Source organism: Arthrobacter sp. KKT183, from assembly GCF_055657625.1.
The window spans coordinates 2,702,333-2,724,408 of record NZ_CM145770.1 but is presented as its reverse complement, the minus strand read 5'-3'; the positions used below and the strand labels follow the sequence as shown (position 1 = coordinate 2,724,408).

At 65.2% G+C, this 22,076-nt stretch carries 21 protein-coding genes; 13 read left to right on the top strand and 8 right to left on the bottom strand.

Annotation, left to right across the window (positions count from 1 at the left end; genetic code table 11):
* Positions 1-86: 86 nt before the first annotated feature.
* The 3 genes from ACZ2GY_RS12940 to ACZ2GY_RS12930 all read left to right on the top strand — a co-directional run bounded on the left by ACZ2GY_RS12940 (position 87) and on the right by ACZ2GY_RS12930 (position 3,371).
* Positions 87-851, top strand: a complete 765-nt coding sequence (locus ACZ2GY_RS12940; protein WP_471672057.1) for a demethylmenaquinone methyltransferase — start codon at positions 87-89, stop codon at positions 849-851.
* A complete protein-coding gene (locus tag ACZ2GY_RS12935; RefSeq protein ID WP_277359343.1) occupies positions 852-2,120 on the top strand; it encodes a geranylgeranyl reductase family protein in 1,269 nt (422 codons plus the stop codon).
* A 147-nt stretch (positions 2,121-2,267) separates the two neighbouring features.
* Positions 2,268-3,371: a polyprenyl synthetase family protein gene (locus ACZ2GY_RS12930; RefSeq protein ID WP_471672056.1), complete on the top strand. Its 1,104-nt coding sequence runs from the start codon at positions 2,268-2,270 to the stop codon at positions 3,369-3,371.
* Positions 3,372-3,507: 136 nt separating this feature from the next.
* Here the strand turns inward: ACZ2GY_RS12930 and ACZ2GY_RS12925 are convergent, their stop codons facing one another.
* The 4 genes from ACZ2GY_RS12925 to ACZ2GY_RS12910 all read right to left on the bottom strand — a co-directional run bounded on the left by ACZ2GY_RS12925 (position 3,508) and on the right by ACZ2GY_RS12910 (position 6,123).
* Entirely contained in the window at positions 3,508-4,089 is a 582-nt protein-coding gene (locus ACZ2GY_RS12925) for an endonuclease domain-containing protein (RefSeq protein WP_471672055.1), read from the bottom strand.
* 475 nt (positions 4,090-4,564) lie between these two features.
* Positions 4,565-5,032, bottom strand: coding sequence for an HIT family protein (locus ACZ2GY_RS12920; RefSeq protein WP_277359347.1), 468 nt, complete (start codon positions 5,030-5,032; stop codon positions 4,565-4,567).
* On the bottom strand, positions 5,029-5,451 hold the full coding sequence (locus ACZ2GY_RS12915) for a hypothetical protein (protein WP_056543734.1): 423 nt from the start codon (positions 5,449-5,451) through the stop codon (positions 5,029-5,031). The genes ACZ2GY_RS12920 and ACZ2GY_RS12915 overlap by 4 nt, the downstream gene beginning before the upstream one ends.
* 36 nt (positions 5,452-5,487) lie before the next feature.
* A complete protein-coding gene (locus ACZ2GY_RS12910) occupies positions 5,488-6,123 on the bottom strand; it encodes a trimeric intracellular cation channel family protein (protein ID WP_277359348.1) in 636 nt (211 codons plus the stop codon).
* 53 nt (positions 6,124-6,176) lie between these two features.
* On the opposite strand from ACZ2GY_RS12910, the gene ACZ2GY_RS12905 reads away from it, so the two are divergent.
* The 9 genes from ACZ2GY_RS12905 to ACZ2GY_RS12865 all read left to right on the top strand — a co-directional run bounded on the left by ACZ2GY_RS12905 (position 6,177) and on the right by ACZ2GY_RS12865 (position 16,379).
* A complete protein-coding gene (locus ACZ2GY_RS12905) occupies positions 6,177-6,944 on the top strand; it encodes a sirohydrochlorin chelatase (RefSeq protein WP_404800750.1) in 768 nt (255 codons plus the stop codon).
* A gap of 129 nt (positions 6,945-7,073) precedes the next feature.
* Entirely contained in the window at positions 7,074-8,810 is a 1,737-nt protein-coding gene (locus tag ACZ2GY_RS12900; protein ID WP_277359349.1) for a nitrite/sulfite reductase, read from the top strand.
* Between the two features lie 2 nt (positions 8,811-8,812).
* Positions 8,813-9,553 (top strand): phosphoadenylyl-sulfate reductase, encoded by a 741-nt coding sequence (locus ACZ2GY_RS12895; protein WP_277359354.1) that lies wholly within the window; start codon positions 8,813-8,815, stop codon positions 9,551-9,553.
* Between the two features lie 245 nt (positions 9,554-9,798).
* Entirely contained in the window at positions 9,799-10,722 is a 924-nt protein-coding gene (cysD, locus tag ACZ2GY_RS12890) for a sulfate adenylyltransferase subunit CysD (protein ID WP_471673593.1), read from the top strand.
* Entirely contained in the window at positions 10,722-12,104 is a 1,383-nt protein-coding gene (locus tag ACZ2GY_RS12885; protein ID WP_346027253.1) for a sulfate adenylyltransferase subunit 1, read from the top strand. The genes cysD and ACZ2GY_RS12885 overlap by 1 nt, the downstream gene beginning before the upstream one ends.
* 15 nt (positions 12,105-12,119) lie before the next feature.
* Positions 12,120-12,854, top strand: a complete 735-nt coding sequence (locus ACZ2GY_RS12880; protein WP_471672054.1) for an ABC transporter ATP-binding protein — start codon at positions 12,120-12,122, stop codon at positions 12,852-12,854.
* Entirely contained in the window at positions 12,838-13,677 is an 840-nt protein-coding gene (locus tag ACZ2GY_RS12875) for an ABC transporter permease (RefSeq protein ID WP_277359352.1), read from the top strand. The genes ACZ2GY_RS12880 and ACZ2GY_RS12875 overlap by 17 nt, the downstream gene beginning before the upstream one ends.
* Positions 13,674-14,879 (top strand): uroporphyrinogen-III C-methyltransferase, encoded by a 1,206-nt coding sequence (gene cobA / locus ACZ2GY_RS12870; RefSeq protein ID WP_346027252.1) that lies wholly within the window; start codon positions 13,674-13,676, stop codon positions 14,877-14,879. Before ACZ2GY_RS12875 ends, cobA begins: the two co-directional genes overlap by 4 nt.
* Positions 14,880-14,921: 42 nt before the next feature.
* The gene (locus ACZ2GY_RS12865) at positions 14,922-16,379 is read left to right on the top strand and encodes an FAD-dependent oxidoreductase (RefSeq protein WP_471672053.1); all 1,458 of its coding nucleotides are present in this window, start codon (positions 14,922-14,924) and stop codon (positions 16,377-16,379) included.
* A 36-nt stretch (positions 16,380-16,415) separates the two neighbouring features.
* Here the strand turns inward: ACZ2GY_RS12865 and ACZ2GY_RS12860 are convergent, their stop codons facing one another.
* The 4 genes from ACZ2GY_RS12860 to ACZ2GY_RS12845 are packed head-to-tail and all read right to left on the bottom strand — an operon-like array spanning position 16,416 to position 20,226.
* Positions 16,416-16,847 carry an ATP-binding protein gene (locus ACZ2GY_RS12860; RefSeq protein ID WP_277359810.1) on the bottom strand — a complete coding sequence of 144 codons (432 nt, stop codon included), beginning with the start codon at positions 16,845-16,847 and terminating at the stop codon, positions 16,416-16,418.
* On the bottom strand, positions 16,840-17,172 hold the full coding sequence (locus ACZ2GY_RS12855; protein WP_277359811.1) for an STAS domain-containing protein: 333 nt from the start codon (positions 17,170-17,172) through the stop codon (positions 16,840-16,842). The genes ACZ2GY_RS12860 and ACZ2GY_RS12855 overlap by 8 nt, the downstream gene beginning before the upstream one ends.
* Complete coding sequence (locus ACZ2GY_RS12850; RefSeq protein WP_471672052.1) at positions 17,156-19,108, bottom strand: glycosyltransferase; 1,953 nt, start codon at positions 19,106-19,108, stop codon at positions 17,156-17,158. Before ACZ2GY_RS12850 ends, ACZ2GY_RS12855 begins: the two co-directional genes overlap by 17 nt.
* Positions 19,105-20,226, bottom strand: a complete 1,122-nt coding sequence (locus tag ACZ2GY_RS12845; protein ID WP_277359813.1) for a PP2C family protein-serine/threonine phosphatase — start codon at positions 20,224-20,226, stop codon at positions 19,105-19,107. The genes ACZ2GY_RS12850 and ACZ2GY_RS12845 overlap by 4 nt, the downstream gene beginning before the upstream one ends.
* A gap of 138 nt (positions 20,227-20,364) precedes the next feature.
* Here ACZ2GY_RS12845 and ACZ2GY_RS12840 point away from each other — a divergent pair, with 138 nt between their 5' ends.
* Positions 20,365-22,065, top strand: coding sequence for a sensor histidine kinase (locus tag ACZ2GY_RS12840; protein ID WP_471672051.1), 1,701 nt, complete (start codon positions 20,365-20,367; stop codon positions 22,063-22,065).
* The last annotated feature ends 11 nt before the right edge of the window (positions 22,066-22,076 follow it).

Genomic DNA, 22,076 nt, shown 5'->3' with positions numbered 1-22,076 from the left:
AGCGTACTCCCGAGCGGCAGCCCGCCCGTTCCGCTAGGCGAGGGGCCGCATTTTTCGGCACTGACAATGTTTGAGACAATGACAAAGTGAATCGAGCATCGCTGGATAAGCGTCCTGACGAAGTTGCAGCCATGTTTGACGACGTGGCGCCCAAGTATGACGTCGTGAATGACGTGCTGTCGCTGGGGCAAACCCACCGGTGGCGGCGGATCGTTGTTGATGCCGTAGACGCCAAGGCCGGCGAGCGGGTGCTCGATCTCGCAGCCGGTACGGGCACCTCCAGCGAGCCTTACGCGGACGCCGGCGTACACGTGGTCGCGTGTGATTTCTCACTTGGAATGTTGCGGGTGGGCAAGCGCCGCCGGCCGGATATCGACTTCATCGCCGGAGACGCCACCGACCTTCCGTTCGCCGACAACTCCTTTGACGCCTCCACCATCTCCTTCGGCCTGCGCAATGTGGACAGGCCCACCAGGGCGCTGGAGGAGATGCTCCGCGTCACCAAGCCTGGGGGCCGCCTCGTCATCGCCGAGTTCTCCCAGCCGGTCGTTCCGCTGTGGCGCACCCTGTACACCGAATACCTGATGCGGGCGCTCCCGGCGATTGCCACCAAGGTCAGCTCCAATCCCGCCGCCTACGTCTACCTCGCCGAGTCCATCCGAGCCTGGCCCAACCAGGACGAGCTCGCGGGTTGGATCACGCAGAGCGGCTGGGAATCGGTCGCGTACCGCAACCTCAACGGCGGCATCGTCGCGGTGCACCGCGCCACCAAACCGGAGGGCACCATCACGACGACGGCGGCCGCCTCACAGACGCGCGGTCGGCGCCGCAGCAGCAGGGCTGCCAACTAGGTGTCAGTCCTCATCATCGGAGCGGGGCCTGCCGGGTCCACTGCCGCCTACTACCTGGCCGCCGCAGGGATCGAAACCACGGTTGTCGAGAAGACCTACTTTCCCCGGGAGAAAGTGTGCGGCGACGGGTTCACGCCGCGCGCCGTCCGGGAGATCCAGCTGCTTGGGTTGCCGCATGGCGAGGAACTCGGCTGGCGGCGGAACAAGGGCCTGCGGCTGCTGGCCGGCGGCCGCACGGTGGAGCTCCCGTGGCCCGAACTGTCCGACTTCCCCTCCTACGGGCTTGTCCGTACGCGCCTCGGCTTCGATGAGCAGCTCGCCTCGCACGCCCGGTCCGCCGGAGCGCAGATTCTCGAGGGCCACTCCGTCACCGAAGCAGTACGGGATGAATCCGGGCGGGTGACCGGCGTCGTCGTCAATGTTCTGGGTCCCAACGGGCGCCGAACCGGCGAGCAGAAAACACTCAGCGCGGACGTCGTGCTGGCTGCGGACGGCAACTCGACGCGGACCGCCGTGAGTCTCGGTATGGCCAAGCGGGATGACCGGCCGCTCGGCGTCGCTGTACGTACATACTTCACCAGCCCCCGGCATGAGGATCCGTGGATGGAGGGCTGGCTCGAGCTGCCGGACGCCTCCGGAAAGCCGCTGCCCGGATACGGCTGGGTGTTCGGTGTGGGCGACGGCACGTCGAATGTGGGCCTGGGGATTCTGAACTCCTCGGCGTCGTTCGGGAAGCTCGATTACAAGCAGGTGTTGCGTGACTGGACTGCCGGGATGCCCGCCGGGTGGGGGTTCACCGAGGAGAACCAGGTCGGCGAAATCCGCGGTGCGGCGTTGCCGATGGGGTTCAACCGCACGCCGCACTATTCACCCGGACTGTTGCTGCTGGGGGACGCCGGGGGCATGGTGTCGCCGTTCAATGGTGAGGGCATCTCCTATGCGATGGAGTCGGCGCGGTATGCGGCCGAGTTCATCGAGCGGTCGTTCACCGCTCCGCCGGGGATTGGGCGGGACACCGTGCTTGCCGGCTACGCGCCGTACATCCAGGACCAGTGGGGGAGCCACTTCACCCTCGGGCGGATCTTCGCGGGGCTCATCGGTAAACCGGCCATCCTTCGCCTCGCGCTGCGCACCGGCATGCCGATCCCGGTGCTGATGCGGTTCGTTGTGCGGATGCTGGCCAATCTGACTGACTCCTCACCGAAGGGCTTCGAGGATCGGCTGATCCATGTGCTCGAGAAGCTGGTCCCGGCAACCAGCAACCAGTAGTTTGTCCGAAACCCCTCGGGAACTTTTGCGCACGTCCGGTGGGTTCGACGGCCGTGGAACGCACCGAAACTGCACAAAACTTCCCGGGTTGTGCGCCTGATCCCCGCTGCGCTCGCATCGGGTCCCTCGCCCGATAGGCTTAGACCCATGACGGATTCCCCCCACACCAGCTGGACCCGCGCTGGCCATCCTCGGCCGCTCATCGACGAGCTGGACCCGAGCACCGGTGTGATTGCTACCGGGATGCGCCTGCCGGCGGGTTTCGCCCTGATCGCTGAGGACCCGGAGCTTGGTCCGGCGGTGTCGACGTGCCTGGCGAAGGTTGAGAAGCAGCTGCGGGAGGCGATCTCCAGTTCCGACCCCCTGGCCGATGCCACCTCCCGCCACCTGGTGGAAGCCGGCGGCAAGCGGATCCGTCCACTGTTGACCATCCTTGCCTCCCACCTCGGGGATGCAAGCAAGGCGGAGGTGGTGGTTGCCGCCGTCGTCGTCGAACTGACTCACCTCGCAACGCTCTATCACGACGACGTCATGGACTCCGCCCCCTACCGCCGCGGTGCGCCCACGGCCCACGAAGTGTGGGGCAATTCCGTGGCCATCCTGACCGGGGACCTCATTTTCGCCCGTGCGTCGATCCTTGTCTCGGAATTGGGATCGCGTGCGCTGGGCATCCAGGCGCGCACCTTTGAGCGGCTGTGCCTGGGCCAGTTGCATGAGACCGTCGGCCCCCGGGACGGCGAGGATCCGGTGGAGCACTACCTGTCGGTCATTACGGATAAAACCGGTTCGCTGGTTGCGGCGTCCGGCCAGTTGGGTGCAATTTTTGCGGATGCACCGGCGTCGGCTGTGGACGTCATGGTGTCCTACGGCGAGAAGGTCGGAGTGGCGTTCCAGCTTGCTGACGACGTCATCGATGTCACCGGGCTGAAGGACAAATCGGGTAAATCCCCGGGTACCGATCTGCGCGAGGGCGTGCCCACGCTGCCCGTGCTGTTGCTGCGGCAGGCGGCGGCGTCCGGTGATGACTCCGCGCAGCGGGTGCTCGCGCTGGTCGACGGCGATCTGACGTCCGATGAAGCCCTGGCTGAAGCCGTGTCCGCTCTTCGCGGGCATTCCGCCACCCGGCAGGCGTGGGCTGTTGCGCAGCAGTGGGCGGAAGACGCGGTGACGGCGCTCGACCCGCTGCCTGACAGCATGGTCAAGACGGCCCTGGCGAGTTTTGCGCAGGCGGTCGTCAGCCGAGACGGCTGATTCCCGGTCAGTTCACCTCCCGCGTGCACAATCCTGCAACTTCCGGGCGTTTCGGGGGACGCCGGCCAGGGCATTCCGCGTCGTTGCTTGCGGAATGAGGAAGGAGCCCCCAAGAACCTGCAGGATTGTGCACGGTTCAGCGCCCGTGAGGCCGTCCTCGGCGTAACGCCAAGCGAATCTGATCCAACATCGCTTCCTGCTCGAACATGACGTCCTCGTAGCCGTACCGGAGAATGAGGTAACCGTTGAGGAGTGTCGCATTATTGCGGCGGTGGTCTCGTCGAAGCGCCTTTCGATCGGAGTGAAAGGCAGCGCCGTCGATCTCCACCACAAGGAAGCCGTCGAGTAGAAAGTCCACTCGTCCTACTCCTTCGATGCTTACCTGAGTCTCCACGTGGAACCCAGCCGCTACGAATAACAGTCTGGCGACCACTTCAATGGGTGATTCAGCGCATCCGGTCACGCGGCGCAGGGCTTCCCTGGCCTTCCCATTTCGGTCTCCGTCCAACCGGTCGAACAGAAAAGACAAAGCCATGTCACCACGCCGGACGGCACTCTCGACCATCACCACCGCTTCATGCAGGGGACGACAACGCAGCACGTGAAGGAGTGCATCGCCCAACCCGACCAATGGTAGGTATGGATGAGGCGGCACGCTGAGGGACCGGTGATTCACATGGGTCCCGCTTCCGCCGTCCGGGCAGCTCAGGTGGAGCATTTCGGGTGAATCCAAGCACCACAGACCGAAGTGGCTGGCTGCTGATACACAACTGAGCCGGCCGTTGTGACTCACTGCCGACACGAAATCCGAAGGCGCCCCGGGTATGGCGAGTATTCCTCGTCGTACTTTCAGGACTTGCCCGGTGCTGATGGCATGATCCATGGCACGCCGGCTGACGCCGCGTTGGCGAAGCGTGCGGACTGGCGCGACGCCACCGACATGGCGCAATTGTGCAGCAGGATCCATTCGGCCAGTGTCAAGCCAACCGGACCAGGGTTCGGACTGGAGCGTCCCAATGTGGACTAACTCAGCCGCCGGAGGAATTTGTGGAGGAATGCTGACCGAGCACAATCCTGCAGTTTCTCTCACCTGGACGAGTCCAGATCCGCATGTTCTCAGGGCACAACGGCGTGGCATCCCACCGATCGAGCCTGAAAGTGCAGGATTGTGCTCGGGCGTAAGCAGCTAGCAGCTAAAGCGCAGCGCGGAGCTCGCCAGCCTTGCGGGCCCGGATGGCGGGGTCCACGATGGGGCGCTTCGGCGTGAAGTAGAAGCCGTCGTCGTGCCAGCGGGGGAGGACATGCTGGTGGTAGTGCCACACGTGCTGGCTTCCGGCCGGCTCGTTGTGCTGGCGGGTTGAAACGCCGTCAGGGTTCCACGCGCGCTTGATGGCAATGGCCATGTCCCGGGTGACGGTCATGATGCGGCCCGCGACGTCGTCGGGCAGTTCATACAGCAGCTCATAGTGGGCGCGCGGAGTCACCAGGACGTGCCCGGGGTTCGGCTCGAAGCCGTGGGAGGCGATGAACGCCAGCACCAGGTCATCCGAGTAGATCAGGTCGCCGGGCCTGCAGAGATTGGTCGGGAACCGAAACTCGCCGGACGCCAGATCGCAGAAGGGGCACTCATACCCCGCAGGAGCGTGCGTTGTCCAGGTCATTCTGCCTCGTCGTCGAACACCCAGTCGAACATGTCAAGCATGAACTCACTGAACGTTCCTTCCTCGTTCTTCCAGGAGGCCCGCGCATTGTTGCGCCGCCACACTATGGGATCCGGGACATTCAGCTGATCTGCCTTGATGCCCCAGACAAACTTCTCATCCACGTCTTCCATGAAGAGCAGGAATCCGTCTTCGATCTCCAGCTCGTCCGGATCCCACACATAGTGGAACGCCTCCATGAGATCTTCGGAAGCACCGACCGCGAGGTAGAACTCGTGCACGGCCATCGGAAGCGGGAAATCCTGGCCTTCGCGCAGCTCCGCCAGCTCGTCTTCCGAAAGGCCGTCTTCCGGCACCCAGGGTTCCTCGAAATAGGCAGGTACGAGGGCACGGAATTTATCCAGGAACAGCTCGGTCACAGTGGCTCCAGGTGGTGTCAGGGGGATGCCCTCATCCTATCCCGTGGACGGGGGGTCGGCGCGACGCGCGTCCTGAGCTGCGAGGGGTGCATGCCAGCCCGACCGCCACGCCATCACCCGCAGCGTGAATACCAACACAGCGACGACGATCCCCGTCACCACGTTGAACAGGCCCAGCTCTGCCAGCGCAACAGTGAGCGTTGCACCGAGGAAGGCGGGTAGGGCATACAGGTCACCGGTGAAGAGCTGCGGCACCTCATTTGCAACGACGTCGCGCAGCAGACCTCCGCCGACTGCGGTTGTCACTCCCAGCAGCACTGCCGCTACGGGGTTGAGGCCCTCGTTGATGGCCTTGAGCGCACCGACGATGCAGAACAGGGCAAGGCCTCCTGCATCGAAGAGCACCAGCGGCCGGCTTGCTTTCTCGATCCCGGAATACAGGAAGTAGACCAGGCCAGTGGCAAGCAGCGGCGGCACCAGATAGAGAGGGTTGTAGAACGCTACGGGCTCGACGTCGATGATCAGGTCCCGTGCCACTCCTCCTCCCAGCGAGGCGAGGGAAGCCAGCAGCAGCGAGCCGATCAGATCGAACCCCTTGCGCGCCGCCAGCAGCGCTCCGGACATGGCAAAGAAGAAGACGCCGAACAGGTCCAGGACCAGCGGCGCGTTCATGAGGTCTCTGCGTTACGGGACACAACTGTCAATAGTCGCAGGCGGGTGCTTCAATGGCCAACATGCAGACGCCCAAACACCCCGTCCTGATCGCCTGTTCGCACGGAACCAGCAGCGCTGAGGGGCAGGCGGCCGTCAATCAGCTGCGGGATGAGATGCGTGCCCTGCGCCCCGAGCTGGACATCCGGGAAGCCTACGTCGACGTCCAGGAGCCCGATCTTCCCGGGGTAGTGGCCTCGCTTCCGGACGGCCCGGCCGTCATCGTGCCGCTGCTGTTGTCCGTGGGGTATCACGTTAAAGTGGACATCGCCGAAGCGGTGCAGAGCCGCCCGAACACCTTCGCCGCAGCTCCGCTAGGCCCCGACCCGAGGCTGGCGGAGCTGCTGCAGCAGCGGCTGGAGGAAGCGGGCGTGCAGGTGAGTGACGCCGTCGTACTTGCTGCAGCGGGTTCCTCGGACGCCTGCGCGGCTGTGGACGTCGAGGAGCTGGCAGGGCAGCTTAACGGACTGCGGACCGGGCGGATGGTCGTCGGGTATGGGGCCAGCGCGAGCCCCTCCGTTCCGGAAGCAGTGGCAGGGGCTCATCAGGACGGCACCGCTCCCGCGATCGCCTCCTATCTGCTGGCTCCCGGCTACTTTCATGACCAGCTCGCCAAAGCCGGCGGCGCCGTGGTGAGTGCGCCGCTGCTACCGTCGACGGCGCTCGCGGAGATTGCGCTTGCCCGGTACGACGACGCCGCCAGCCGCCTTCAGGTGCCTGACCCCACCAGGGACTGCGGCAGGGCCTGCCGGCCCCTCGTCAAGGCATGCGCCAGGCCCTGACCAACGTTGGTTCCGCGAGCGCGCCAGTCCTGTCAAGACCCTGCTGGCATTGTGACGTGCTGTGTCCCCACGTGAACGGGTGTTTCCGGACCTTTGAAGGGCTTCCGAGGCCGGTCCTACTGTCTTTACATGACGAGTTCACTCGCGACCGAAGCAGCCCCTGAAGCCGGGCGAAAGCCGCGCGCGGCCAGGCCCGCTGCCAAGCCTCACGGCCAGTGGAAGGTTGACGGCACCACGCCTCTGAACCCCAATGAAACCTGGAAGCAGGAGGACAACGGGCTCAACGTCCGTGAGCGGATCGAGCAGATTTACGCGAAAAACGGCTTCGATTCAATCGATGGCACGGACCTTCACGGGCGCTTCCGCTGGTGGGGCCTCTACACGCAGCGCCGGCAGGGTATCGACGGCGGCAAGACCGCCACGCTCGAACCGCACGAACTCGAAGACAAATACTTCATGCTGCGCGTGCGCATTGACGGTGGTGCGCTCAGTACTGACCAGCTGCGGGTCATCGGCGGTATCTCCACCGAGTTCGCCCGCGACTCCGCGGACATCACGGACCGCCAGAATATCCAGCTTCACTGGGTCCGCGTTGAGGACGTCCCCGAGATCTGGAACCGCCTTGAGTCCGTCGGCCTCTCCACCACCGAGGCCTGCGGCGACGTTCCCCGCGTGATCCTCGGTTCACCCGTGGCGGGGATCGCAAAGGATGAAATCCTCGATCCCACCCCGCTCATCCGCGAACTGAGCGACCGGTTCATCGGCGATCCCGAGCTGGCGAACCTTCCGCGCAAATACAAGACCGCGATCACCGGCCACCCGAGCCAGGACGTGGTGCATGAGATCAACGACTTCGCCCTGGTCGGTGTGGTCCATCCCGAGCTCGGCGCAGGCTACGACCTCTGGGTAGGCGGCGGCCTCTCCACCAACGCCCGCCTGGCGGAACGCCTGGGCGCGTTCGTCACTCCGGAGGTCGCCGCCGAGGTATGGCTTGGCGTGACCAGCATTTTCCGGGACTACGGCTACCGCCGCATGCGCACCAAGGCCCGCCTGAAGTTCCTCCTCAACGACTGGGGTGCCGAGAAATTCCGGCAGGTCCTGCAGGACGAGTACCTCGGTTTCGAGCTCCCTGACGGTCCCGCTGCGCCCAAGCCCGATACTCCGGGGGACCACATCGGCGTCCACGAGCAGAAGGACGGGAAATTCTTCATCGGCGTCTCGCCCACGGTTGGCAGGGTCTCCGGAACAATCCTCACCTCACTCGCCGACACCCTCGAAGCTCACGGCTCCACCCGGCTGCGCACCACCCCGCACCAGAAGCTCGTAATCCTCGACATCGAGAAGGAGCAGGTGGAGCCGCTCATCTCAAAACTGGATGAGCTGGGGCTGTCCGCCCGGCCATCGCTGTTCCGCCGCTCCACCATCGCGTGCACGGGCATCGAGTTCTGCAAGCTCGCCATCGTGGAAACCAAGGTCACCGCAGCCACGGCCATCGCCGAGCTTGAGCGCCGCCTGAAAGACCTCGTTGACAGCGGCACGCTCACCCAACCGATCGCGCTGAACATCAACGGCTGCCCCAACTCGTGCGCCCGCATCCAGACTGCGGACATCGGCCTCAAGGGCATGATGCTTCCAACGCCCGACGGCGACCCCACTCCCGGATTCCAGGTTCACCTCGGCGGCGGGCTAGCGGATTCCAACCGCGGTGAGGCAGGCCTCGGACGCACTATCCGCGGCCTGAAAGTCACCGTCGAGAACCTGCCCGACTACGTCGAACGCGTTGTCCGCCGCTATGTCGGCGGTCGCCAGGATAACGAGACCTTCGCCCAGTGGGCGCACCGAGTCGAGGAAGGAGACCTGCAGTGACGCTGTCACCCGAGAACGTTTCCCTGGAAGCCGCAGGCCGGTCCCGCCGCCCTGAAGCCGAGTTGAAGGCACTCGCCGCCGCGGGTGCCGAAGAGCTCGGCTGGAACTCCTCCGCCGAGCAGGTGATCGCCTGGGTAGCCCGAAACTTCAACCTGTCCCAGGCCGCCGTTGCCTGCTCCATGGCCGACGCCGTCCTGCCGCACCTGGTGTCGCAGCAATTCCCCGGCATTGATGTCCTCTTCCTTGACACCGGCTATCACTTCACTGAAACCCGGATTACCCGGGACGAGGTTGCCGGCCAGCTCGACGTCACAATCGTCGACGTAATGCCCGGGCAGACTGTCGCCGAACAGGACGCTACCTATGGCAAGGACCTGTTCGGCCGGGATCCCGCCCAGTGCTGCGCGCTCCGCAAGATGAATCCCCTCAAGAACGCCCTGGCCGGCTATGAGGTCTGGTTCACCGGGGTCCGCCGTGACGAGGCACCCACCCGGACCAACACGCCGCTGGTCACCTGGGACCACGTGCACAACCTGGTCAAGATCAACCCGCTCGCCGCCTGGACGTTCGACGAGCTCCTCGACTACGCGGGCGAACACCAGGTCCCCGTGAACATGCTCCTATCCAATGGCTACCCCTCGATCGGCTGCAAGCCGTGTACGCGGCCGGTAGCCCCAGGAGAAGACCCGAGAGCCGGCCGTTGGGCCGGCCTAGCGAAGACAGAGTGCGGAATCCACCAATGAGCTCATCAACCAACACCTTCCTTCCCAGCGGTGCAGGCTCCGCCTCCACCGCTGATGCCGCCCCCGCCCCTTCGCCGCACGGCCGATCTACGACCGACCAGGCGCGCGGCTCCGACAGCGGTGGCAGCCTACCCAACGCTCGCAAGCTCGCGTCGGGGCCCTCGGCTGACACCTTAGATGCCACTCCCTGGGCGGCATCAGCGGCTCCGGCTCAGCGGGCACGTCACCTCAGCGCGGAAACGGCTTTGCAGACAGACCGCATCGGGGGAGCCACGCACCGCTTGAGCTCATTGGATACGTTGGAATCCGAAGCCATTCACATTATTCGGGAAGTCGTTGCCGAGTTTGAGCGGCCCGCTTTGTTGTTCTCCGGCGGCAAGGACTCCGTGGTCATGCTGCACCTTGCCACCAAGGCGTTCTGGCCCGGCAAGGTTTCGTTTCCGGTGCTGCACGTGGATACCGGGCACAACTTTCCCGAGGTTCTCGAGTTCCGGGACCGCACGGTTGAGCGGCTCGGGATCCGCCTCGTGGTTGGGTCCGTCCAGGAGTACATCGACCGCGGCGAGCTGAGCGAACGAGCTGACGGGACACGGAACCCGCTGCAGACCGTCCCGCTGCTTGACACCATCAACGCGAACAAGTTTGACGCAGTCTTCGGCGGCGGCCGCCGGGATGAGGACAAAGCCCGCGCCAAAGAACGCATCCTCAGCCTGCGCGACGAGTTCGGTCAGTGGGATCCGCGCAACCAGCGGCCCGAGCTGTGGAACCTGTACAACGGCCGCCACACCATCGGGCAGCACGTGCGGGCCTTCCCGATCAGCAACTGGACTGAACTGGATGTCTGGCGCTACATCGAACGCGAGAACATCGACCTGCCCGGACTGTACTACGCACACGAGCGCGAGGTCTTCCGCCGTGACGGCATGTGGCGTGCCGTCGGTGACGTGTCCCAGCCAACCGAAAAGGAGACCGTTGAGACACGGATGGTCCGCTACCGCACGGTCGGTGACATGTCCTGCACCGGTGCAGTCGAATCGGCTGCGGCAGACGTGTCGGCAGTCGTGAGGGAAGTCGCCCTCAGCACTCTCACTGAACGCGGCGCCACCCGCGCGGACGACCGGATCTCGGAAGCCGCCATGGAAGACCGCAAGAAAGATGGGTACTTCTAATGAGCACAGCAGTCGAAACAGCACTTGAGCACTCAACCCTTTTCAGATTTGCAACCGCAGGCTCCGTCGACGACGGCAAGTCCACCCTCGTGGGCCGCCTCCTGCATGACAGCAAGTCAGTCCTGGCTGACCAGCTCGACGCCGTTGCGCGCACCTCCGCCGAGCGAGGCTTCGGCGGGGAAGGGGCCACCGGCAGTCAAAAGCTGGACCTCGCGCTGCTGACCGACGGCCTGCGTGCCGAACGGGAACAGGGCATCACGATCGACGTGGCCTACCGGTACTTCGCCACGGCCAACCGCACCTTCATCCTCGCGGACACCCCGGGGCATGTTCAGTACACGAAGAACACGGTGACCGGCGCTTCCACGGCTGACGCCGTCGTCGTACTGATTGACGCTCGCAAGGGTGTGCTGGAGCAGACTCGCCGTCACCTCGCGGTGGCGCGGCTGCTGCGCGTCGCGCACATCATTGTGGCGGTGAACAAGATCGACCTCGTGGACTACAGCGAGGCCGTGTTCCGCGACGTCGAGTCCCAGCTCAAGCAGGCCGCCCGCGAACTGAAGGTCGATGAACCGGCAGTCATTCCCGTGTCCGCCCTTGAGGGTGACAACGTGGTGGACCGCTCGGAGAAGACCCCGTGGTACGGCGGCCCGTCGCTGCTGGAGACCCTCGAGCAGCTGCCGGCGCTCGCCGAGCTCGAAACCGATCTCGAAGCCTTCCGCTTCCCGGTCCAGACCGTCATTCGCCCGCAGGGTGCAGTGGCTCCCGGGCTCGACGCCGACGCTTACCGTGACTACCGCGGCTACGCCGGGCAGGTGGCGGCCGGGTCCATCCGGGTGGGGGACGCCGTCATAGTGCAGCCCTCCGGACGCGAAACGACGGTCACCGGCATCGACTTCGCCGGGCAAGACCTCGAGGAAGCCTTCGCTCCGCAGTCAGTGGTGCTGCGGCTCGCCGACGACATCGACATTGCCCGCGGAGACCTGATTGCTGAAGTTAGTTCAACCGCCAGCCTCCCGCAACCCACCCAGGACCTCTACGCAGCCCTCTGCTGGCTGTCGCCGAAGCCGCTGAAGGAGGGCTCCAGGCTTCTCATCAAGCACGGCAGCAAGACCGTCCAGGGGCTGGTTCGCCAGGTCATCAACAAGCTGGACCTCGCCACGTTCGCCGATCAACCGGCGTCGGGCCTTGAGCTCAATGACATCGGAACCGCCCACATCCGGCTCGCGTCAGCGCTGCCCGTGGACAACTACGGAAACTTCCGCCGTACTGGAGCCTTCCTGGTCATCGACCCGTCCGACGGCAACACCCTGGCCGCAGGCCTGGTGGAGTCCGACCACCTTGAACTGTCTGCCCGCGAGGACGAGCGTTATGACAGCTAGCAAGCCCGGTGCGCCGTGAACGGCGCACCCACTGTGGAAATTGCTAACCTGAGCAAGAATTTCGCAAGCATCCCGGTCTTCGAGGGGCTCGACCTGTCGATTTCCAGCGGCGAGTTCGTCTGCCTGGTCGGCGGATCGGGCTCGGGCAAGTCGACCCTGTTGAACATCGTCGCCGGGCTCGATCATGCCGACGGCGGTACTGTGCTGGCGCCGCCCGCAGCAGTCATGTTCCAGGAATCGGCGCTGCTGCCGTGGCTCAGTGCGGCCGGTAACATCTCGCTTGCGCTGAAGTTCGCCGGCGTGCCGCGGCAGGATCGTCAGCAACGGACGCAGGAACTTCTGAACCTGGTGCGGCTTCCCGATGCCGGCTACCGGTTGGTCCACCAGCTCTCCGGCGGGATGCAGCAGCGGGTAGCGCTGGCACGCGCCCTCGCGCAGAACCGCAGCCTGCTCCTCATGGACGAGCCGTTCAGCGCGCTCGACTCCATCACCCGGGATTTCCTGCACGACGAGCTGGAGGATATCTGGCGAGCCACCGGCCGGACCATCGTCCTGGTGACCCACAACGTTCGCGAAGCAATCCGGTTGGGCCAGCGCGTTATTCTCCTGGCCTCCGATCAGGGTTCCATTGCCGGCGAATGGCAGGTCTCGGATACCCAGCGCCATGACGCCGTCGCCGGTGCAGCCCTGGCTGAAACAATCAGGACCGTCCTCCACCGGGAGGTGCACGGTCTTGCCGCAGTTAGCTGAACCCAGACGGTCCGCGCAGTCCGTTCCGACCGTTTCCAGGGCACGCCGGCACGGGGGAGTCCTGCTGACCCTGGCGCCGGTTGTCACCCTCGCCGTGGTCCTCGGTCTCTGGGCCGCTGCCTCGTCGATCAACGGCGGAACGGGGCCCTCAGACCTCTTCGCTGCGCTGGGACGGCTGTGGCACTCCGGAGAGGTCGTCCAGGGTGTCGCCACCAGCCTGAGCCGGGGAGTACCGGGGTTCCTCCTGTCCGTGCTCGTGGGCACTGTGCTGGCGCTGGGCTTGTCCGCCTCGATCTGGCTCCGCGCCGCCGTCGCCCCCTATATGACGTTCCTGTTGACGCTGCCAACCGTGGCCTGGGTGCCGCTGGCCATTCTCTTCTTCGGCGTCACCGACGCCACGGTGTACTTCGTGGTGCTTACCGGCGCCGTTCCGGCCATCGTCAACGGCCTGCTCGCCGGCGTGGACCAGATCCAGCCACTGCACCGCAAGGTGGGCAGGGTACTCGGCGCGGGAACCTGGGACACCGCACTCCACATCGTGCTGCCTGCGGCACTCCCGGCCTACATCTCCGGACTCCGGCAGGGCTGGGCATTCTCCTGGCGAGCGCTGATGGCCGCCGAGATCATTGCCGGCGGCCAGCAACTGGGCCTCGGCCTTGGCACGTTGCTGCAGCGCGGGCGCGAGCTCGACGACGTCGGCGGTGTCATGGCAACCATCCTGCTCATCCTCGTCGTGGGAGTAGTGATTGAAGTGTTGGTTTTCGGGCCGCTCGAACGTCACCTGCTCCGCCGCCGCGGCCTGCTCACCGGAGGTTCGCAATGACCTACCCTCTTGGACTGCAGTTGCGCGGTCGCAAGGTCCTCGTGGTGGGCGGCGGCCCGGTGGCCGCACGCCGGCTGCAGGCACTGCTCGACGACGGCGCACTGGTTACAGTTATCGCCCCCTATGCGTGTGAGGACATCACCGACGCTGCCGCCGCCGGCCGCGTGGACTGGCAGCAGCGCGAGTACCGCACCGCCGACCTCGACGGCGCGTGGCTGGTCCTCGCCCATTCCGGTTCCGCCGAAGTGCAGGACCGGATAGCCGCCGAGGCCGAAGCGCTGTGCATCTGGTGCGTCAAGGGCGGCGACTCAGCGGCGTCCGCAGCGTGGGTTCCCGCAGTCGCCCGTATCGATGACGTGACTGTTGCCGTCAACACCAACGGCGACCCCAAACGGGCGGCGGCCCTGCGCGACGGCGTTGCTGCCGCCCTCGAATCCGGTGAGCTGCCGCTGCGTCGGCATCGCACGGCCGAGGGGATGGGAACAGTCGCGCTGGTGGGCGGGGGACCGGCCGATGCCGGCCTCATCACCACCCGCGGCAGGCGCCTGCTGGCCATGGCCGACGTCGTCGTGGCTGACCGGCTCGGACCGCGTTCCCTGATCACGGGCCTTTCTGCGGACGTCCAGGTGATCGAGGTGGGCAAGCTCCCCGGCCACCATCCGGTCCCCCAGGAGGAGATCAACCGGATCCTCGTCGAGCAGGCTCTGTTGGGCAACCGCGTTGTGCGGCTGAAGGGCGGCGACCCGTACGTCCTGGGCCGCGGCGGTGAAGAGGAAGCCTACTGCCGCGATCACGGCGTGCCCGTCGAGGTGGTTCCCGGCGTCACATCCGCCATCTCCGTGCCGGCCGCCGCCGGCATCCCCGTGACGCACAGGGGAGTGGCGAAGGGCTTCAGCGTCATCACCGGTCACGAGGACATCCGGCAGCAGACAGGGCTCATCCCGCCGGGCAGCGACCACACACTGATCCTCCTGATGGGAGTGTCGCTGCTGCGTTCCTCCTCGGCGTCACTCATCACCGGCGGCCGGAAGGCGTCCACGCCCGTCGCCATCATCGAAAACGGGTGGATGGAGTCGCAGCGCGTGACCACCGGCACTCTTGAAACCATCGCGGACCTCGCCGAGCTGCGCGATGTGAAGTCTCCCGCCGTGATTGTGGTGGGAAACGTCGTCGCGCTTTCACCCCACTGGCAACCCGCCTAGCCCACGCCACCCAACACCACATCACAGCAAAGGAACACAGCCGTGTCGCAATCCTCCGCGTTCTCCTCCGGCGCCTCCCGCCGACCCTTGCGCGTCGCCGTCATCGGCTCCGGTCCGGCCGGCGTCTACGCCGCCGACATCCTCACCAAGTCAGCGCCCGTTGCCTCGGGTGAGCTGAAGGTCAGCATCGACCTCTACGACCGCTACCCGGCGCCGTATGGCCTCATCCGCTACGGCGTTGCACCTGACCACCCGCGTATCAAGGGAATCGTCAACGCCCTGCACAAGGTGCTGGACCGCGGTGACATCCGCTTCTTCGGCAACGTTGAATACGGTACGGACCTCACGCTGGAGGACCTGCAAACCCATTACGACGCCGTCATTTTCGCCACCGGCGCGATCAAGGACGCGGACCTCAACATTCCCGGCATTGAACTTGAGGGCTCCTTCGGCGGAGCGGACTTCGTCTCCTGGTACGACGGGCACCCGGACGTGCCGCGCCAGTGGCCGCTCGAAGCCACGGAGATTGCTGTTCTGGGCAACGGCAACGTGGCCCTCGACGTAGCGCGCGTGCTCTCCAAGCACGCCGATGACCTCCTTGTCACTGAGATCCCGGACAACGTCTACCAGGGGCTGAGGAACTCGCCGGTGACGGATGTGCACGTGTTCGGCCGCCGCGGGCCGGCCCAGGTGAAGTTCACTCCGCTGGAGCTACGGGAACTTTCGCACTCACGGGACGTCGACATTGTGCTCTACCCCGAGGACTTCGAGTTCGATGCCGAGTCCGACCGGCAGATCCAGACGAACAACCAGACCAAGACCATGGTCGGCACGCTGACCAACTGGATCGCCGAGCAGCCCGAAGACCCGGCTGAATTCACCGCATCCCGCCGGCTCCACCTGCACTTCCTCCACAACCCGGTGGAGGTCCTGGGCGAGGACGGAAAGGTCACGGGCATCAGGTTCGAGCGCACCGCACTCGATGGAACCGGCAACGCCGTCGGCACCGGCGAATACCTCGACTACCCGGTCCAGGCGGTCTACCGCGCGGTGGGCTACTTCGGCTCAGCCCTGCCGGAGGTCGAGTTCGATCACCGCCGCGGTGTCATCCCGAACGACGGCGGCCGCGTGCTGGATGGCTCCGGCGTCCCCGTGGCAGGCGTGTACGCAACGGGCTGGATCAAGCGTGGCCCTGTCGGTCTCATCGGGCATACCAAGGGTGACGCGCTGGAGACGGTGACCCACTTGCTGGAGGATCTTGAGAACCTCCCGGCGGCCGCAGCGCCGGCGGATGACGCCGTCGTCAATCTTCTGAACGGACGCGGCGTGCAGTTCACCACCTGGGAGGGCTGGCTCGCGCTCGATGCGCACGAGCGCGCTTTGGGCGATGCCGCCACCGAGATCGACGGCGTGGTCCGTGAGCGGATCAAGGTTGTGCCCCGCGAAGACATGGTCTCCGTCGCCCGGAGCGTGCAGGTCGACGCACCGGCCGACGCATAGCATTAGCGGCGCGCAGGCGATCCGCGCCCCGAGGTCCTACCGCCGGGGAGCGGACTCCTTAGAGAGGACCCAGACGTTGGTGTTCCCCTGACGTTCAACCGTGACTGTGGTGACCAGGGCGTTGATCAGGAACAGGCCGCGCCCGGATTCCAGCTCCTCGGGATCACCTGTTGCCGGCGTCAAAGGATCCGGATGCGCTGCCGCATTGATTTCCAGAATGCGCGCCTGAAGCCGGGTGGCGGTGGCGCTCAACTCGACGCCGAGGCGCATCCCAGCGCGGTCGAGCGGAACTCCGTGCTCAACGACATTGGAGGCGGCCTCGATGACGGCGGTGGTGAAAGCCATCTGGTCCTCGAACGGGACATCTTCAAGGTCACTCCAGAACCGGTCAAGCTCATCGTGGAGATCGTTGATGGCCGCCGGAACTGCCTCGGCTTCGAACCGTCGCTGTGAATCGCGGTCAGTCACTGGCGAATGCCTCTTCTACCGTCGCGTAAGGAGACAGCACCCGGTTCATGTTGGTGAGCTCCAGGACCATCTGTACCTGCTTCTGCGCACAGGCAATCCGGAGATCCCCGCCTGCCTGCCGAGCGACCTTGAGGCAGCCGATCAGGGCGCCGAGTCCGGAGGAGTCCATGAAGTCCGTGGCCGCAAGGTTGACCACGATGTGGCGGCTGCCGGCTCCGACGGCCTCATCGACGGTGCTGCGCAGCGTAGGCGCTGAGACCATATTGAGCCGGCCGTTGGCCACCACCTCGGTGTACGTGCCCCTGTCCTCAATCGTGAACTGCATCAGCTTTCCTTTCCTCGATGACGTATCCCTCGTATTTCACTGCCTTGATGAGCACGCTCAACACAATCAGGTCGAAGACGACCCAGAAGACGTTGACGAACGTTCCGAGTGGTTCGTTGAGTCCGGTGGCCAGCCGGACTATGCCAACCACCGCGGCAATGACAAGCAGCACCATGACAATCAGCTGCGGCCGGATCAGGCTCCAACTGGGTCCGCCGTCCTGCCGGGCCTTCGGCGTGACCGCAAAGCCCAGCGGACGGCCGAACCAGACGTTACGGGCCGCCGTCGTGCAGGCCTTGATCCAGGTCGGGAACAGCGCCAGGCTGTACTGTTGGCCGCGCCAGGTGCTCACCCCTCGGCCCACCACTGCGAAGAGCAACTGGTTGACGATCATGAACGGCAGGAAGCGGATGAAGAAATCGAAGCTGATGCTGTTCACGGGAAGGATGCCGAGCGTCAGGTAGATGATCGGTGCGGCGAAGTAGACGACGGCGGCGAAACCGCTCAGGTAGCTCCACATCGTTGCGAAGTACATCAGCCGCTGAACCAGGCTCATACCCTTCTTCAGCAACGGATTCTCGCGCAGGAGTACCTGGATGGTTCCCTGCGCCCAGCGGAGCCGCTGCGTCAGCATGGTCTTCAGGTCTTCGGGCGCCAGTCCGTGGGCAAGGATCTCGTGGTGGTAGACGCTCTGCCAGCCCATCGCGTGCATGCGCATGGACGTAGCCATGTCCTCTGTCACAGAGATGGTGGCCAGCGGCATGACCGGTTGAGCCTCGTCATCGCGGTCCACCGAGATGGCATCGAGGACAGCCTGCACCGACTCAAGTGCGCCCAGGGGCGACCACGCTCGGTCCGACAGCTGCTCGACCGCCTGATCCAGGTTGTCCGGGACAGCAACCCCGGGTTCGCTACCGAGGTCCATGGCAGCGATCTCGGCAAGATCCGCCTCCATCGCCGACATGTCAGCCGCGACCATCTGCTGCACTGCGCTGTCCACCGAGCGGCGGACCCGGTAAGTCACCTCGGCGAGGGGCGCGCCGGCCGCTTTTTCCGTGCGCGCCGCGGCGACCGCCTTCTCGACATCGTCCAACAGTTCGGCCACCAGCGGGTTCGCGGCCTCCGGAGACTTCCGGGCGCGGCGTACCGCAGCGCGGGCGGATTTCAGCGCTGCGGTGACCGCCCTTTCCACCTCCTCGACATACCCGGCGAGTCCGAGCTGCATGAGCGCCTCACGGCGGAGGATGGCGTTGGAGCCGCAGAAGAATGCGGCGTTCCAGCCGTCCTTGCCCTGCTGGATGGGACCGTAGAAGAGGGGCGCCTGACTTCCGAGGGGATCATCGTCGGGAACGTTCACGAAATACTGTGGTGTCTGCACGAGGCTCACGCGCCGGTTGTTGAAGTAACCGAGGGTCCGGTCCAGGATGCGCGGGTCCGGCACCTGGTCCGTGTCGAGAATGAGCAGAAACTCGCCGGAGGTGCTCATCAGGGCATTGTTGAGGTTTCCAGCCTTGGCGTGCCGGGGCCGGTTTGCCCATTCCGGCCCGCGCGTGATGTAGCCCACACCGATTCGGTCTGCGGCCTCCTGCAATTCGGGACGCGAGCCGTCGTCGAGAATCCAGGTGTTGTGCGGATAGGTGATCCGCTTCGCCGCCTCCGCGGTCTCAAGCACCATCTCGACGGGCTCGTTGTAGGTCGTGATGAAGACGTCCACCGTTGCGCCGACCGGCGGCTCGGGAGCGGTGCGGCGCTTAACCCGCCATACGGTGAGCCCAAAAAGAGCAACATCGATGAGGCTGTAGGTTTCGGCTGCGACCAGCGGCACGGCAATCCACCAGGCCTCCCAGTTCAGCGATTCCAGCCAACGCCACGCGATGTAGTTGATCCCCAGGATGACAGTGAGCACAACCAGCAGCCGCACCCAGAACGCGTTCATGCGCCGACCCCGGCTGTCCGGCGAACCACAACAGCGGTGACGTCATCTTCCACGCGTGGATCTTCCCCCAGAATCAACAGCTTGTCGCAGGCGTCTGCAGCCGAGGACGACGTGGCAACGACCTCTGCGGCGGCTGCAGCAAACTCGTCCAGTGTGTCGTAGATGTCCAGCAAGCCGTCACTGATGATGGCGAGGGCATCACCGGCAGCCAATGTCACGGTCATCACCTCCCAGTCCCAGCCCGGAACGGTGCCCAGCGGCACCCCGCCGGAGGCTAGGCGTCTCCATGAGCCGTCGGAGCTGACATGCAGTGCGAGGCCATGACCGGCGTCGATGAGGTCCACGGCGCCGTCGGAAGCGGTGAGCCGGCCGTGGAGAAGCGTGACGAAGGACGACGCACGCTCAAGGTCGGCGTCGAGGGATGCCGCCGCAGAGGTGAAGGCCCGCGCAAGGTCCGGTTCCTCGGCAGTTGAGCGCAGCACCGCGCGAACCGTGGCGGCTACCAGGGCGGCTCCCATACCTTTGCCCATGGCATCGGCGACGGAGAAGTGCATGCCGTCAAGGGTGGGGTACCAGTCGAAGAAGTCTCCGCCAACGTCGCGGGAGGGGCGAAATTGTCCCGCAATGTCGTAACCGGGCAGTTGGAGACCGTGCCGGGGCAGCAGGCTCTGCTGCACCTGCGCGGCGCGTTGCCTCTCATCGGCGTCCGCTTCAGTGGCCGCGGTGCTGGCAGCGAGTTGGCGGTTCTGGCGACGGAAAAGAGAATTGATGCGCGCTACGAGTTCGCGCGGGCTGAAGGGTTTGACGATGTAGTCGTCAGCACCGGTATCCAGTCCCTGCAAGCGGTCTATCTCACTGCCGCGGGCAGTGATCATGAGGATGTAGGCGTCTGAGATAGGCCGGATCTGTGCGCAGGCGTCCAGTCCGTTGCCGTCGGGCAGGTTGAGGTCCAGGGTAATGATGTCCACGCCGCGCCGCGCGGCTTCAACCCCCTCACGAACCGTTCCGGCCTCCGTCACCTGGAAACCCTCGCGCTTAAGCAGCGACGCCAGAAGCATCCGGATATCGGGGTCGTCCTCGATGACAAGAGCGCGGCGTTCCGGCGGTGAGACGGTCATGCTCCATTTAACCCACAATTTCCGGCCGGGTCGCACACGCTGCGTCACATCCCTGCGAAGCTGCGATTTGCCGGTTGCGCCGATCTATAGAGTTGGCAGTGTCGGAACGGCACCCGAGCGTTAGGAGCACCAGTCACCATGGACAATGTTCTGTCCTATCTGACGTTCAATACCAGGCAGTTCCACGAGATGTCGATGCGCTCACGGGTGCTGCTTAGTCAGGCTCCATTATCGATCACAACCGCGCTGCTGGCAGCAGGGAGCGTCGCTTTCCATCCGGTGGTATGGGCCAGCGCAGCGTTCCAGTGGGGCATGATCCTCAGCTGCGGAATTCTCCTGCTGTGTGCGCTCATCCCCTGGGACCGGTTGCCGTACGGACTGTTCCTGACCATTCCGGTGCTCGATTTCATCCCGATCGCGCTGCTGCGCTTCGGCGCCAACACGGAGGTCCTCGGGATCGGGCTGATGGCGGTTTTCCCGGTCCTGTGGCTGGCGGCTTCCGGCCTATACCCGCGGCTTGGCCTTGCGCTGAGCCTGATTGGCCCGTTCGCGATGATCTGGGTTCCACTGTTCGCGGCGAACGCCGGCGTCAGTGCATCGGACCTGACCCAATCAGCCCTGCTGCCCACCATCATCTTCGGCATCGCGGTGACAATCCGGGTCATGACGGCCAGCATGATGGACCAGCAGAAAGCCATGGAGGAAAAGGACCACGCACTGCAGCAGGTGCTCCACCGCAGCGCCCAGCGGGAGCGGTTGCTGAATGCCACGATGAACACCGTCGACGTCGGTCTCCTCGCCATCGACGCGGACGGGCATGACATCCTGTTCAACCGGCGCCAGCACGAGGTCCACCGGATCGGGCTGCCCGATGGGGTGGATGACGCACCGGAGAAGGACCTCCTGCTGTTCCGACCCGACGGCGTCACGCTCATCCCCACCGCAGAACGCCCGGCCTACCGCGCCGTTGCGGGTGAAACATTCTCCGATTACCTCATCCGGATCGGCGAGGGAGACCACCAGCGCGTTCTGTCAGCCTCTGCCCGCATGATGCTGGACGAGGGCGGACACCGTGAGGGCGCCGTCGTCGCTTTCAACGATGTCACTGAGCTGGTGAACGCGCTGAACGCGAAGGAGGAGTTCGTGGCGATGGTCTCCCACGAACTGCGCACTCCGCTGACGGTCATCGTCGGATATCTGGAGATGATGCTCGATGACGACCCGCCGCCGGAGACGCTGACCGGCCTGAACGTCATCGGCCGCAACGTGACGCGCCTTCGCAGGCTCGTAGACGACCTGCTCACCGCAGCCTCCGGGCCGCCGGAAGTGTCCCCGGTGCGCGCGGACCTCGCCGACATATCCCGCGAATCAGTGGATGCCATCATGGCGCGCGGCAAGGAAGCCGGCGTCGACATTGTTGACGAGGTTCCCGTGGGCACCAGCGCCCGGTGTGATCCCGCGCGGATCGGTCAGGTTCTGGATAACCTGCTCTCCAATGCGGTCAAGTATTCGCCGGCGGGCGGAACCGTTACGGTGCGTGCGCAGAAGATGCCGGGCTCCGTGGTCTGCGAGGTGGAGGATCAGGGAATGGGCATGAGCCCGGAGGACAGCGCCGAGGTGTTCTCGAAGTTCTTCCGGACCTCCAGCGTGCGGCAGGCGGCGATCCCCGGCGTGGGGCTGGGCCTGGCCATCGTCCGTTCGATCGTCGAGGAACACGGCGGCCGCATCCATTGCCGCAGCGAGCTGGGCCGCGGCACCACGTTCACGTTCGAGCTGCCGGATAGTCCTCGCGAAGCTGAATCCGGCGCCGCGGCGTCAACAAGCGAAGCCACCCACTAATCTGCGGGGTT

What these genes read in the sequence shown, in the direction of transcription:
- ACZ2GY_RS12930 (WP_471672056.1), top strand. Translation starts at nt 2,268, where the DNA reads ATGACGGATTCCCCCCACACCAGCTGGACCCGCGCTGGCCATCCTCGG.
- ACZ2GY_RS12925 (WP_471672055.1), bottom strand. Translation starts at nt 4,089, where the DNA reads ATGCTCCACCTGAGCTGCCCGGACGGCGGAAGCGGGACCCATGTGAAT.
- ACZ2GY_RS12920 (WP_277359347.1), bottom strand. Translation starts at nt 5,032, where the DNA reads ATGACCTGGACAACGCACGCTCCTGCGGGGTATGAGTGCCCCTTCTGC.
- ACZ2GY_RS12910 (WP_277359348.1), bottom strand. Translation starts at nt 6,123, where the DNA reads ATGAACGCGCCGCTGGTCCTGGACCTGTTCGGCGTCTTCTTCTTTGCC.
- ACZ2GY_RS12905 (WP_404800750.1), top strand. Translation starts at nt 6,177, where the DNA reads ATGGCCAACATGCAGACGCCCAAACACCCCGTCCTGATCGCCTGTTCG.
- ACZ2GY_RS12900 (WP_277359349.1), top strand. Translation starts at nt 7,074, where the DNA reads ATGACGAGTTCACTCGCGACCGAAGCAGCCCCTGAAGCCGGGCGAAAG.
- ACZ2GY_RS12885 (WP_346027253.1), top strand. Translation starts at nt 10,722, where the DNA reads ATGAGCACAGCAGTCGAAACAGCACTTGAGCACTCAACCCTTTTCAGA.
- cobA (WP_346027252.1), top strand. Translation starts at nt 13,674, where the DNA reads ATGACCTACCCTCTTGGACTGCAGTTGCGCGGTCGCAAGGTCCTCGTG.
- ACZ2GY_RS12855 (WP_277359811.1), bottom strand. Translation starts at nt 17,172, where the DNA reads ATGCAGTTCACGATTGAGGACAGGGGCACGTACACCGAGGTGGTGGCC.
- ACZ2GY_RS12850 (WP_471672052.1), bottom strand. Translation starts at nt 19,108, where the DNA reads ATGAACGCGTTCTGGGTGCGGCTGCTGGTTGTGCTCACTGTCATCCTG.
- ACZ2GY_RS12845 (WP_277359813.1), bottom strand. Translation starts at nt 20,226, where the DNA reads ATGACCGTCTCACCGCCGGAACGCCGCGCTCTTGTCATCGAGGACGAC.
- ACZ2GY_RS12840 (WP_471672051.1), top strand. Translation starts at nt 20,365, where the DNA reads ATGGACAATGTTCTGTCCTATCTGACGTTCAATACCAGGCAGTTCCAC.